This window comes from Chryseobacterium sp. ERMR1:04, assembly GCF_001297705.1.
Classification (GTDB): domain Bacteria; phylum Bacteroidota; class Bacteroidia; order Flavobacteriales; family Weeksellaceae; genus Chryseobacterium.
On record NZ_LIRF01000008.1, the window covers coordinates 426705 to 439829 of the forward strand.

9 protein-coding genes are annotated in these 13125 nt (G+C 34.7%); 4 read left to right on the plus strand and 5 right to left on the minus strand.

All coding sequences use genetic code 11. The features are described 5' to 3' along the window. Positions 1 to 8: 8 nt before the first annotated feature. Both AMQ68_RS19175 and AMQ68_RS19180 read right to left on the minus strand, forming a co-directional pair. Positions 9 to 1439 (minus strand): DUF5689 domain-containing protein, encoded by a 1431-nt coding sequence (locus AMQ68_RS19175; protein ID WP_054512210.1) that lies wholly within the window; start codon positions 1437 to 1439, stop codon positions 9 to 11. A gap of 26 nt (positions 1440 to 1465) precedes the next feature. Next, positions 1466 to 4348, minus strand: a complete 2883-nt coding sequence (locus tag AMQ68_RS19180) for a carboxypeptidase-like regulatory domain-containing protein (protein ID WP_054512211.1) — start codon at positions 4346 to 4348, stop codon at positions 1466 to 1468. Positions 4349 to 4585: 237 nt separating this feature from the next. Here AMQ68_RS19180 and AMQ68_RS19185 point away from each other — a divergent pair, with 237 nt between their 5' ends. Beyond that, the gene (locus AMQ68_RS19185; protein ID WP_054512212.1) at positions 4586 to 5776 is read left to right on the plus strand and encodes an endonuclease; all 1191 of its coding nucleotides are present in this window, start codon (positions 4586 to 4588) and stop codon (positions 5774 to 5776) included. Between the two features lie 353 nt (positions 5777 to 6129). Here the strand turns inward: AMQ68_RS19185 and AMQ68_RS19190 are convergent, their stop codons facing one another. The 3 genes from AMQ68_RS19190 to rho form a co-directional block, all read right to left on the minus strand. Continuing rightward, the gene (locus AMQ68_RS19190) at positions 6130 to 6582 is read right to left on the minus strand and encodes a hypothetical protein (protein WP_054512213.1); all 453 of its coding nucleotides are present in this window, start codon (positions 6580 to 6582) and stop codon (positions 6130 to 6132) included. Between the two features lie 218 nt (positions 6583 to 6800). Beyond that, positions 6801 to 7397, minus strand: a complete 597-nt coding sequence (locus AMQ68_RS19195; RefSeq protein WP_054512214.1) for a superoxide dismutase — start codon at positions 7395 to 7397, stop codon at positions 6801 to 6803. A 201-nt stretch (positions 7398 to 7598) separates the two neighbouring features. Beyond that, a complete protein-coding gene (gene rho / locus AMQ68_RS19200; protein ID WP_054512215.1) occupies positions 7599 to 9512 on the minus strand; it encodes a transcription termination factor Rho in 1914 nt (637 codons plus the stop codon). Between the two features lie 144 nt (positions 9513 to 9656). Here rho and AMQ68_RS19205 point away from each other — a divergent pair, with 144 nt between their 5' ends. The 3 genes from AMQ68_RS19205 to AMQ68_RS19215 all read left to right on the plus strand — a co-directional run bounded on the left by AMQ68_RS19205 (position 9657) and on the right by AMQ68_RS19215 (position 13107). After that, positions 9657 to 10046, plus strand: coding sequence for a DUF4293 family protein (locus AMQ68_RS19205; RefSeq protein WP_054512216.1), 390 nt, complete (start codon positions 9657 to 9659; stop codon positions 10044 to 10046). Positions 10047 to 10165: 119 nt separating this feature from the next. Then, on the plus strand, positions 10166 to 11089 hold the full coding sequence (locus tag AMQ68_RS19210; RefSeq protein ID WP_054512217.1) for a M28 family peptidase: 924 nt from the start codon (positions 10166 to 10168) through the stop codon (positions 11087 to 11089). Positions 11090 to 11268: 179 nt separating this feature from the next. Continuing rightward, positions 11269 to 13107, plus strand: coding sequence for an ABC transporter ATP-binding protein (locus tag AMQ68_RS19215; protein WP_054512218.1), 1839 nt, complete (start codon positions 11269 to 11271; stop codon positions 13105 to 13107). The last annotated feature ends 18 nt before the right edge of the window (positions 13108 to 13125 follow it).

The following is a 13125-nucleotide window of genomic DNA, read 5'->3' on the forward strand; positions in this document are numbered from 1 at the left end:
TCTTGATATTACTCAATTTTGATGTTATCAATCTGAAGATCGTAAACTCCTCCACTACCTGTTTTGATAGCAAACATGTTTTTTCCGGCTGTTAAATTAAGATCTGTTAGACCCGTAACATTCAGCTCGATCAATCTCCATTGTCCGTTTGTATTGATTGATCCCGAATATGCATTAGCACTTTCAGTATCTAAGATAGCACCAGTTGTAAATGTTCCTAAGTTATATGTATAAAAAGCTGTACCAGGGGTACCTGTAGTTTTATATACGTTAAAAGAAAGCGATTTTCCTGTTGCTGTACCTTTGATATACATTGTAATTCTCTTCGGAGCAGCTGGTAATCCTGTAGCAGCATAAGCCGTAAACACATAATCATTTGATGGTGGTACTGTACCTTTAATCTGAAGTGAATTTGTACCGTTATATCCCAAACCAATACCTTGAGTAGCATAAGGCTTAATTCCAAAGGTAGCATCTATATTGGCTATAAAGTTCGTCCAGTTTTCAAAATCAGAACTCGGGAAAAGATTCACAGCAGAAGCAGAAGGGTTTTCTGGTGCTCCAGGAGAGAATCTTGCGTTGGTAAAGACCATATCATTCAGACTTCTGATATATGCTTGCTCTGTGAAAACTGTAGCTGTAGGATTAGTTGGGCTAGTATAACGACTTAAGCATAGAACGATATCCCCACTTTTTGCGTAATTTGGAGAGATTGGTGATTTAGCAAACGTTGCGAAATTACTGAAACGAAGATCTAATCTCGCCGCTTTTTTATCTGTAATATAACGATCTCCTGTTGCTGTATCATCACCAAAATTCTTTGTTAATTCTGCATCTTCGAACTGAACATTCTTAATTTTGATCAATTGGTTGATGTGTGCGCCATTTTTAAGAGCCTCAGCGATAGAATTAAATTCCAAAGGTATCATTGCAGCTACAACCGGCTTTTGTCCGTCACAAACTCTCGCCATATAGTTCGAAAGTTTATTTGGGTTAATTCTTCCAACTGAGTAGCTTGGATCGTAAGAACCAATTTTGATATTTCCATTAGAAGCCTGAACAATAAGTCCCTTTAAGTTAATTCTAACCATAGCTCCTGTAGGGAAATCCAAATACTGGTTTCCTCCGTCAATGTCCACCTCTATCCCTTGCGTTGGGTTTTCCGGCTTATCCTGAAGGAACATCATTTTGTAAATATTTCCAGATTCATCATTTGAACCAACATAGGCTTCAACGATATAATCTTCAGTAATAATATCAGTTGCACCCGGTTTAGGCTTTGCAATGGTTGCAAGATCTGTTAATTTATGATTAGCTGCCGCAAATTTGTTAGTACACTTAATTTCCGGAACTTCGTAATCATCGGACTTTACACAAGACGATAACGTCAACATTGAAAGGGCACTAAATATAGCCGCTTTAAAATATATATTTTTCATTGTTTTCGATTTTTTAAATTTATTTATTAGAATCTAAATTGAAGATTAACAAAATAAGATCTTCCCTGAGAGTACCAGTATTTAGGAGCAAATACCATATTTCCGCTATCATAATCACTTGTATAGTCATTATAGTTTACGTTTCTGGTCTGTTCAAACCCTCCTGTAATATAATTTTTATTATTAAGGATGTTATTAATAGATGCAGATACCAATACATAATACTTACCGATCATCCATGATTTACCTGCGTTAGCATTCAAGAAGAATGAGCTAGGCAATTTAGTAGGCGTAAGAACTCTTGCCAATTCTTCAGGAGTTACGTTGTCATAAGGTACTCCCGGGGTATTTGGATTGGAATAAAACCTTTCTGTTCTTGTTACCGGAGACGGATCTAAGAATGAGTGTCCGAAGTAGTTCCAGCTTGCACCAACCCACCAGTATTTAGGGCTGCTATACCTAAGACCTAAGTTATATGCCTCTTGAGGTGTTCCTCCCTGTCTGTAATTTTTTAATGTAGCCTCTCCCATATTAGTATATGATCTCGAAACTAAATTACCATTACCATCAAGCTCTCTAAATGTTCCAACTGCGTCAGATGCAAAATAAACAGTAGGGTTATTGGTATAAGTATATTGTCCTACACTCAATAATCCATTAGCCGTTAAAGTAGGCGTAATTTTCACCTGTGCACCCAGCTCAATTCCCATATTTCTCTTGTTAGCACCCGCAAGTACCTGAGTAATAAATGCACCGTCCTGAACTGGAGTCTGATCACCATTTTCACTCAAGGTAGTAAGCTTAACACCCTGTGCAAAATATCTCTGTACACTTGTTTCATTCTGAGTATTAACAAGGTAACCGGTTAATCTCACTTTAACAATAGGAGTAGATATTACATAGCTCAAATCATTAGCATCAATAACAACGTTCTTGATATTTGGAGTTACAACACCACTTACTCTTGTATTAAAATAAATATCATTTAAGAATGGAGACTGTGAGTAGTATGCTCCATTATAAACAAGGAAGTTTCTACCGTTGATTCTATAAGTAATCTGACCTTTAACACCAACATTCCAAAAGTTTTTAGTCTCTCCTTTTCCGTAAGATGACTGATATAGGTAATGCTGAAATAAACCTTCTCTACTGTTGGTAGTATACCCGAATAATCCAGAAACAAAAACATCAAATTTACCTGTTGAGAATTTTACTGCCGGATTTATTTTTATTTCCTGTCTTCTAAAAATATAATCATACCCGATCTTATCTCCTTCTCTTTTTGCAACAGAAGCATCATCTTCTTTTGTATTGTATTTACCCCAAACACTTCCTGCATCAGTATTGGATGCAAACGGATCCATATTCAGAGCGAAATCAGCCCCTAATAAATCGTTCACCTCTCTGTACTGCTCAGATTTATAATTTTGATAAGATGCATTTAAAATGAAACGAGAAGTATCATTAAAGTTATAAGTATAGTGGGTTGATACATTAAATGTTTTATCATCTTTCACATCATCTACTAGGTAATAAGCTGCTCTCCTACCGCCAAACTGCGACATATAAAGATCACCGTTTCTGTTGGCATTATAAAGATTATCCCAGTTGATTTGCGTACGTGATTCATCGTTATTAGTCCACCAATCCGTAGTAATTCCAATATTCTCAGCTTGTGCAGGAGCAGGATTTTTATAATTCAACCAATAGCTTGGTAAATTACGGTAGTACGTTGGTGAAGGGTTATTCGCTCTGTACCAATCCAATCTTGAGCTATAGTCTTTTCCGAACTGATAAGAAACGGATGTCCATAATTGAGACTTCTTATTGATCTTCCAGAAATCCTGTAATTGGAACAATGGCTGGAAGCCTCTTCTTACCCTCTCGCTTCTTTTCTCTCCACCTTGCCATCCCCAATATGAGTTGTAATGAATTCCTCTGAAATCATAAACCTCCTGAGTATTTGGACTAGAAGTACTTCTAGTATATTTAGAACCAATGGCATTAAATGTCATGGAATGGTTGTCACTGAATTTCTTTTCAACCCCAAGATAACCGCTGTATGCATCATAGAAAGTTCCTTCTTGTATACCTTCCTGAGCCCACCTTCTGGCGATCATCCCTGTAAAAGCCCAACCTTTCTTACTCATTCCTGAAGAATATCTGTAAGATAATCTGTTGGTATAGTTTCTGTTCGTCAATGAATACGTCAACTGACTTCCTTTTCTATAATCGCTTGCTTTTGTATTTTTATAAATAACGGAACTGTTTCCACCAAATGCATATTCTGATGGCGAATGATTTTGAGAAATTTCCGGGTATCTCGTGATTTCATTAAGACCACCCCAATTTCCAAAATCGACATTACCATTATCAGATTCAACCATAGAAACACCATTCAACATTGATTCTGCTGACCTACCATCAATTCCTCTAGGACGGAACCAATAAAATCCTAAATCAAATGCTGCAACTCTACTGAATACATCCTGAGAAGACTGTAGCAAACCTACGGTAGAAGATTGGCTGTTACCACCACCTTCATCACCACCACTACCACTGTCGATAATTGCTAATCCCTGATCTGCATTCGTAAGAGCAGAATACAGCGTAATAGCCCCTAGATCTTTTCTTTTCTCGTCACTGACTACATCAAACTCCATTACTTTTGTTTCGTAATTCGATTTTGCAATCACAATTTGGTAATGCCCCGGCTGTAAATCAACAAACTGGAAATATCCAATTTTATCGGCCGTTACATCATTTTCATTCCCTTTTAAATTCACTCCGGCCTTTTCAATAGCCTTTCCGTCAGCATCCTTAAGATACGCAAATACTGTAGTTTGCGCAAAATAGAACGAAGCAGGAAGTAAAGTAAATAAAGAGACTAATGATAGTTTTTTAATCATAGTATATTATTTTTTTAAACACTTTTCACCTTAGTTATCAACAAGTTAAAACTTGGGGGCACAAATTTAATCAAATTTTATAATTTAAAACTTTTTTAACATTATTTTTTCTTAACATTGCAAGCTTTTAAGGAAAAAGCATGTAGCTCTTCATTAAATTATTATAAATTTACAATTATTTAAAACTGAAAGAGTTAAAAAAAAGTAAATTTGTCGATTAATTAATTTTAATATTCAATGAGAAAATTTTTAAGTTTTTGTGCCGTTATTTGTTCGGTCATAACTTTCGCACAACAGCAAGGCAAATTAAGAAAAGTTGCCGCGGTAGGTTTTTTAAACGTAGAAAACCTTTGGGACACCATACGTTCCGCAGATTACATAGACGGTACAAAAGATATAAAAAATCCGGCTTTTCACAGAAGTATTCCTTTAGACTCTATTAAGTTTTTAGAAGCTGAAAAATATGACGGACAATGGAGTGACGGCGCTCTGAAAGGTAAAAAAGCAGTAAGATACCAAAGTGGTTCTGAAGAATTTACTCCGAAAAGTCCTAAAAATTATAATACTAAAATTTACAATGCTAAATTGGCTAATGAAGCTAAAGTAATTTCAGAATTGGGTTCACAATATACCAAAACTGCACCTGCAGTTGTAGGCTTGATTGAGGTTGAAAACAGACAGGTTATTGAAGACCTAATTAAGCAACCGGCTTTAGCAAAATTCGATTACGGAATCATTCACTATAACTCTTATGACTACAGAGGAATTGATGTAGCCCTGATCTATCAAAAAAGAAGATTTACCATAACCAATTCTCTTAAAAAAGAGTTGAAAGTTTACGGAGATAACGGAAAAAGAGAATACACTAGAGATATATTAGTTGTTACAGGTTTCCTTGATAACGAAAAAGTAGCTTTCTTTATGAATCACTGGCCTTCCAGAAGAGGAGGTGAAGCGATTTCTTTACCAAAAAGAAATGCCGCTGCTGCTTTACTGAAACAACAAATGGACAGCATAAGAACAGCCGATCCTACTACAAAATTGTTTGCTATGGGCGACTTTAATGATGATCCTGTAAGCTCAAGTTTAAAAAATCATTTAAAAGCACAGGCAAGTCCAAAAGACTTAACAGAAGAAACTCCTTATCTTAATCTAATGTATCCTTTATACAAAAAAGGGATTGCTTCTTTAGCGTATCAGGATGCTCCTAACTTATTTGATCAGATCATTGTTTCTAAGAATCTAATCTCCGATCAGGTAACTAAAGAATATTCTGTTTTTAAAGCTGAAATCTATGCTCCGGCTTATTTAGTTAATAAAGAAGGAAATTATAAAGGCTATCCTTTCAGATCCTGGAACGGGGATCAGTTTACAGGAGGCTATAGTGACCACTTTCCGGCATTTGTCATTCTTCAAAAAGAACCATAAAATATAAAGCACTCGATTCGGGTGCTTTTTTTGTGTAACTTTATGAATATAGAAAATCTAATTTTACTATTATTCATCACATCTATTCCTTTTAGTTGTTCAGCACAAGCCAATTCTAAAAGTGATAAGGAAAAATCAGAAATGAAACCTGAAAATTTACTTAAAGAAATAAAATGAGCTAGTTTATTTTAAATAATCATTAATAAAAATATCACATGAAAGAATTTGTACAATGGTCAAGATGAATATGGGTAGGCTTCGTCTAGTTTTAAATAATAAAAGAATCTATCCATAATAAGATAGATTCTTTTATTTATAGGTATAAGAATAAACAATAGAAAAATATATTGTTATTATTTAGTCGCCTCAATAATACTTCCCGTTACTTCTTCATTGAGTCTTCTTTTATCAAACCCAAATGGAATTTTATCTATTGACCAACCTTCTTTTTCATTAATATTTTTTTTTCTCAAGCTATCAGTTATATCATAATCGTCTAAAATCATAAATCCATTTTTAATATTAACAGAGTCATAAACCACAAGATATTTTCTGCCCTTAATGAAATTTCCATCAACGTGCGGCTCTTTTATACCTTTTTGTGTATAGAATTCATAATCATACCCATCTCCTGTTGATTTACTATAGAATCTATCTGTTAAAATAGTTCCAGTTGTATATTTAAGATTTTTAAGCATATCTTTATTTAGTATTGCTGTATCGGAAAACTTAATATATAGAACTAAAAATACCAACAATAACGCGCTAGCAATAAGTAATTTTATACTGTCTTTATTATCATCCATAAATTTATTTATTTTCAATAGTAATAGGAACGAGAACCTGTTGGTTTATACTTTTATTTCTAACTAAATAAACCTCTCTAATAATTGACAAATGTATCATTAAAAGCTATTAGAGCATACAAAAAAACAGTAGAGACTTGAAAGTCTCTACTGTTTTTTTGTATGCTTTTATTTGTTTAATCCTGTATCATTTTTTCAGGACAAGTAATGTCTGAAAATTATTTGTTGAATAATTCCTCTACTTTGTCCCAGTTTACAACAGAGAAAAATGCAGAAACATAGTCAGGTCTTCTGTTTTGGTAGTTTAAATAATAAGCGTGCTCCCAAACGTCTAAACCTAAAACTGGAGTTCCTTTAACGTCTGCAACAGGCATTAATGGATTGTCTTGGTTTGGCGTAGAAGAAACAGAAACAGAACCGTCAGCATTTTTCACTAGCCAAGCCCATCCAGAACCGAATCTTGTTTTAGCAGCATCAGAAAAATCATTTTTGAATTTTTCAAGACCACCATAAGTTTCGATAGCAGCTTTTACGTTTCCTACAGGCTCATTGCTTCCACCAGGAGTTAAAACTTCCCAGAATAAAGAGTGGTTGAAGTGACCTCCACCATTGTTTCTTACTGCAGGCTTATCAGTTCCAGTCTGGCAGATCTCTTCGATCGTTTTTCCAGCTAGTTCAGTACCTTCAATTGCTTTATTTAAGTTGTCGATATATGCTTGGTGATGTTTTGTATGGTGAATCTCCATAGTTTTTGCATCAATAGTCGGCTCTAATGCATCGTAAGCATATCCTAATTTTGGTAATTCAAATGACATAATTTTATTTTTAATGTTATAATTCAAAGTTAGCCAATAAATGATCGATTATCAAAAATTGGAGATTATTTTAATAAATCTTTAACATTGATATCGTAGATTCTATCATACTTTTAATTAAAAAAATTAAGTTTAGAAAAAATCAAAACAAAAAGCACAGATATAAAACCTGTGCTTCTCATTTAACAATATTAAATTAAATTATTTATTCATAGACATCAAGAACTCTTCATTGTTTAAAGTTCCTCGGATGTTTTTATTTACAAATTCCATTGCTTCTACAGGATTCATTTCAGAAAGGTATTTTCTGAAGATCCACATTCTCTGAGAAGTAACTTCATCAAGCAATAGATCGTCTCTTCTTGTACTTGAAGAAATTAAATCAATAGCAGGATAAATCCTTCTGTTAGCAATTTTTCTGTCTAATTGAAGTTCCATGTTTCCGGTACCTTTGAATTCTTCAAAAATAACTTCATCCATTTTAGAACCTGTATCAATAAGTGCTGTTGCAATAATCGTTAAAGATCCACCACCTTCAATTTTTCTTGCCGCTCCGAAGAATCTTTTCGGCTTGTGAAGAGCATTCGCATCTACCCCACCAGAAAGAACTTTACCAGATGCAGGCGTTACCGTATTGTAAGCTCTTGCTAATCTTGTAATTGAGTCTAATAAGATCACAACATCATGTCCGCATTCAACCATTCTTTGAGCTTTCGCTAAAACAAGGTTGGCCACTTTTACATGCTTATCTGCTGCTTCATCAAATGTAGATGCAATAACTTCTGCATTTACACTTCTTTCCATATCGGTAACTTCTTCAGGACGTTCGTCGATCAAAAGAACCATCATGTATACTTCAGGATGATTAGAAGCAATAGAATTAGCAATATCTTTCAACAACATCGTTTTACCGGTTTTCGGCTGTGCAACGATCATTGCTCTCTGTCCTTTCCCGATTGGCGCGAATAAATCAACAATTCTTGTAGAAAGCGTTGAATTATCTCCTGCCAGGTTAAATTTCTCTTCAGGGAAAAGCGGTGTTAAATATTCAAACGCCACACGATCTTTAATGAATGCAAGATCACGTCCGTTAACTTCAGTTGGTTTTAATAAAGAAAAGTATTTTTCTCCTTCTTTTGGAAGTCTTACAATACCTCTTACTGTATCACCCGTTTTCAACCCGAAATTTCTGATCTGTGCAGTAGAAACATATACATCATCCGGAGAAGAAATATAGCTAAAATCTGAAGAACGTAAAAATCCGTAGTTATCCGGTAATATTTCTAAAACCCCTTCAATACTTACCATTCCATCAAAATTGAACTCTTTTCTATGGTGTTCTTGATGATCTTCGTTTCTGTCAGAATTCCTATTTTGATTTTGATTAGGGTTCTGATTCTGATTCGAATGCTGGTTTGGGTTTTGATTCGGGTTCTGCCCTTGGTTAGGATTTTGAGCCTGTCCCTGATTAGGATTTTGATTAGAGCTCTGACCTTGATTCGGGTTTTGATTTTTATGTTGGTTTCCACTGTTTTGTGGATGGTTCTGTCCTTTTTGAGGTCTAGCCTGCGGTTGTTGTCGAGGGTTGCTAGGCTTCTCTGCTGCTGGAGCAGATTCTTGAGGTGGTGTGTTTTTAGGAGCTTCCGTTTGTTCCTGAACAGGATTTTCTACATTGCTTGTATTTGTAGGAAGCCTTTTTCTTTTTTTCCTTGCGGCTTCAGCCTTTGCTGCTGCATCTTCTTCAGTTTCAGCTTTAGGAGCTTGTGGCTTTACTTCTTCGGAAACAATTTCTTTTTCAACCGCTTTTTCTTCTTCTTTTGGTTTTGTTTCTACCGGAGCTTTTGCCTCAGGCTTTGGTTTTGGCGTCCTTTTCGGAGCAGCCTTTTTTACAGGAGCTTTCGCTTCTTTCTCTGGTGGATTTTCTTCAGTATTCATACTGCTTTCTGTGGCGTTGAAATAATCTTTTGCAACTTTAGGGTTAGAAGCCTGAAAATCAAGAACTGCAAAGATTTTATCATTCTCATTGCTGTTTCTTGCAACTTTAACGCCCAAATCCTTTAAGATTTTAGTCAGTTCCGTTACGGATTTTGACCTTAACGTTTCTATGTTAAACATATTTAATGTAAAAATGTAATTAATTGTGAGTAAGAAAAGTAAGTCCGGTGACTATTGTTTTCAAGTACATTGTATAATGCAAATCTACACTTATTTTTGAATTGTGCAAAATTTATACTACTTTTGCCTAGAATTAAATATTCAATGCTACAAAGAATACAGACTATATGGGTTTTTCTGGCAGTTTTAGCTGCTGTGTTTCTGTTCATTACAGGACAGGATGTTGTCATTTTTGGCACTATATCTGTTGTAAATATTGGTAGTGTAGCACTTGTTTTGGTTGGATTACTAAGTGTATTCAGCTTTAAAAACAGAAAAAGACAAATTTTGCTGAATAACATCAGCATCATTATAAACGTTTTGTTGATTGGTGTATTGGCGTACTGGTTACTAAACTCACCCGGAGGAATTCAATTTCCTGAGAAGGGTGTTGAGCCGATTTTTCCATTGATCGCGATTATCTGTCTGCTTATTGCAAACATATACATCCGCAAAGATGAGAGGCTCGTGAAATCTGTGGACAGACTTCGATAACCTAAACAACGATTTTTTGAGTAAGAACAGCTTCTTTTAGGAGCTGTTTTTTTCTTTTATATATCATTTGTGCAACATTTTCCTTTAAATTGCGACCTATTATTAAAATTTATCTACTCATGAAAAAACTCACCTTTCTTACGCTCTCTCTTTTCTCAGTATTTACATTAGCACAGGAAGTTTCAACCGAAAGAATCAAAACTGTTCTTGCAACGTTGGCATCAGACGAAATGAAAGGCCGCGAAATCGGAACCCCTGAAAATGAAAATGCGGCAAATTATATCGCTAAGCTTTTTAAAGAAAATAATTTAGAATTCTGTACAGGAAATTCTTACCTCGTTCCGTTTGATTACAAAGGAAAAAAGGTTTATAATGTGTGTGGTGCTAAAAAAGGAAAAACCGATAAATACTTAGGTTTCTCAGGACATTTCGATCACATCGGAATAGACAATAATAAAAGTGGCGATAATATTTACAATGGAGCTGATGATGATGCAAGTGGCATTACCACTTTAGTAGGAATTTCAGATTATTTCAAAACTAAAAAACCTGAATTTTCAATGGTTTTCATGGCATTTAATGGGGAGGAAAAAGGAATGTTGGGCTCTACCGCCATTGCAGATGATAAAAATTTAGATAAAATTTACAATAACTTATATGCGCTTTTCAATTTTGAAATGGTGGCTACAGAATCTCAATTCGGAAAAAACGCTGTTTTTATGACTGGCGATGGGTTTTCGGATTTGGATGAACTTTTTAATAAAAACGCAGTAAACGGATTAAAAATCAATGCTGATCCTTATGCTGCAGAACAATTATTTTACAGATCAGACAATGTAAACTTTGTTAAAAAGAAAATTATCGCTCATTCAATTTCAACTGCTGATATGACTAAAATCAAGCATTACCACCAAGTGACCGATGATGTAAGCATTGTTGATTTCGATAATATGACCCAGATCATTAATAATTTTGGAAAGACATTGGATAAATTAAGTCCTAAGAACTTTGCTCCAAAGTATAATGATACCGTGAAATTTTAATTAAAATAAAAAGAGTGTTACCTTATAAAAGTAGCACTCTTTTTTTCACAACCAGCACCATATCAGAAATACCTTGTAACAAAAAAGAGAGTATTAGGACATATTAGTTAAAGTAAAATAGGATTTAGAACGTCTTATCACTATATTTTAATTAATTTTGCTATCCAATTTTTCATTGAATGAACGAATATAAAAAAATACTAAAATTCGCGAAACCGCATCAGAAATATATCTACGGAAGTTTATTCTTCAACATCATGTATTCTGTATTTCAAATAGCTTCTTTAGGAACTATTTTACCTGTCTTGGGAATGCTTTTTGGCACTATAAAGCCTGAGAAATACGAAACAGCTCCTGTTTATTCCGGAAGTATTGGTGATTTCTTTTCTTACTTAAAAGAATACTCTAACTATTATGTTCAGAGTTTAGTCGTAGAATACGGTACTCTAAAAGTTCTGGCTTGGCTGTGTATTATTACGGCTTTTATGTTTCTTTTGAGAAATGCTTTCCGTTATTTCGGATCTTTTTTGTTAATTAATTATCGTGTGGGGGTTACCAAAGATCTTCGTGGTGCTATGTACCGCAAAATACTTTCTTTACCCGTTTCTTTTTTTACCGAAAGTAGAAAAGGAGATATGATGTCTCGTATGTCTAATGATGTTGGGGAAGTTGAAGGAAACATTTTGGGAAGTTTGATTGAGTTAATCAACGCTCCATTTATGTTGATAAGTACTTTAGTGACCTTGTACTTCTTAAGTCCACAAATGACCCTTTTCTCTTTATTGGTTTTACCTGTAATGGGAACCATGATTGCTTTGATTGGAAAAAGTCTTAAAAAAGACTCTCATGAAGCGCAGCACGAAATGGGAACTATCTTTTCTATTGTTGATGAAACACTGAAATCATCAAAAGTGATCAAGATCTTTAATGCTGAAAAGATAATGGACAATAGATTCATGCAATCTATGAATAAATGGATTTCCAGCTCGATAAGCTTGGGAAGAAAGAAAGAATTGGCATCGCCAATGAGTGAATTTCTAGGATCAATTACTTTCCTGATCATTGCATGGTACGGAGGAAAACAAATTATTATTGAGCAAAGTATTTCACCGGCAGATTTCCTAGTTTTCTTGGGAATATTCTTCCAAATCTTACCTCCTGCAAAAAGTTTGTCTACTTCTATTTCTAATGTTCAGAAAGGAGAAGCTTCTCTAAAAAGAGTATTGGAAATTCTGGATGCAGACGTGAAGATCGAAGAAGTATCAGAACCTGTTTCAATTACTACTCTTCAAAATAATATTGAATTTAAGGACATTGGATTCTATTACGATAAAGATAATTTAATCCTTAAAAACTTCAACTTAACCATTCCGAAAGGAAAAACGGTTGCGTTGGTTGGACAAAGTGGAAGTGGAAAAACAACCATCGCCAATCTTTTGGCAAGATTCTATGATGTTTCTGAAGGTGAAATTTTAATTGATGGTGTTAGCATCAAACATTTAAAATTAAATGAATATAGAAAGCTATTGGGAATGGTAACCCAGGAATCTGTATTATTCAACGATTCGGTTTACAATAATATTTTAATGGGTAAGCCTGACGCTACTAAAGAAGAAGTAATTGCAGCTGCTAAAGTTGCCAATGCAGATATTTTCATTACACAGTTACCCAACGGGTATGATACCAATATCGGAGATGATGGAGGTAAACTTTCCGGAGGTCAGAAACAAAGAGTTTCTATCGCAAGAGCGGTTCTTAAAAACCCTCCTATTATGATTCTTGATGAAGCGACTTCAGCTTTGGATACTGAATCTGAAAAATTTGTTCAGGATGCTCTTGAAAAAATGATGGCCAACAGAACCTCATTAATCATTGCCCACAGACTTTCAACGATTCAAAAAGCTGACTGGATTGTAGTGATGGAAAAAGGCGACATCGTAGAACAAGGAAGCCACCAAGAGCTTATGGCGCACAGAGGTGTATATCACAAGCTTGTTGAGCTTCAAAATTTTGATTAAATCTTTTTAAATTAGTTT

Excerpts from the sequence above, each read along its gene's own strand:
- AMQ68_RS19175 (WP_054512210.1), bottom strand. The coding sequence starts at position 1,439 with ATGAAAAATATATATTTTAAAGCGGCTATATTTAGTGCCCTTTCAATG.
- AMQ68_RS19195 (WP_054512214.1), bottom strand. The coding sequence starts at position 7,397 with ATGTCATTTGAATTACCAAAATTAGGATATGCTTACGATGCATTAGAG.
- AMQ68_RS19190 (WP_054512213.1), bottom strand. The coding sequence starts at position 6,582 with ATGGATGATAATAAAGACAGTATAAAATTACTTATTGCTAGCGCGTTA.
- AMQ68_RS19185 (WP_054512212.1), top strand. The coding sequence starts at position 4,586 with ATGAGAAAATTTTTAAGTTTTTGTGCCGTTATTTGTTCGGTCATAACT.
- AMQ68_RS19210 (WP_054512217.1), top strand. The coding sequence starts at position 10,166 with ATGAAAAAACTCACCTTTCTTACGCTCTCTCTTTTCTCAGTATTTACA.
- AMQ68_RS19180 (WP_054512211.1), bottom strand. The coding sequence starts at position 4,348 with ATGATTAAAAAACTATCATTAGTCTCTTTATTTACTTTACTTCCTGCT.
- AMQ68_RS19205 (WP_054512216.1), top strand. The coding sequence starts at position 9,657 with ATGCTACAAAGAATACAGACTATATGGGTTTTTCTGGCAGTTTTAGCT.
- AMQ68_RS19215 (WP_054512218.1), top strand. The coding sequence starts at position 11,269 with ATGAACGAATATAAAAAAATACTAAAATTCGCGAAACCGCATCAGAAA.
- rho (WP_054512215.1), bottom strand. The coding sequence starts at position 9,512 with ATGTTTAACATAGAAACGTTAAGGTCAAAATCCGTAACGGAACTGACT.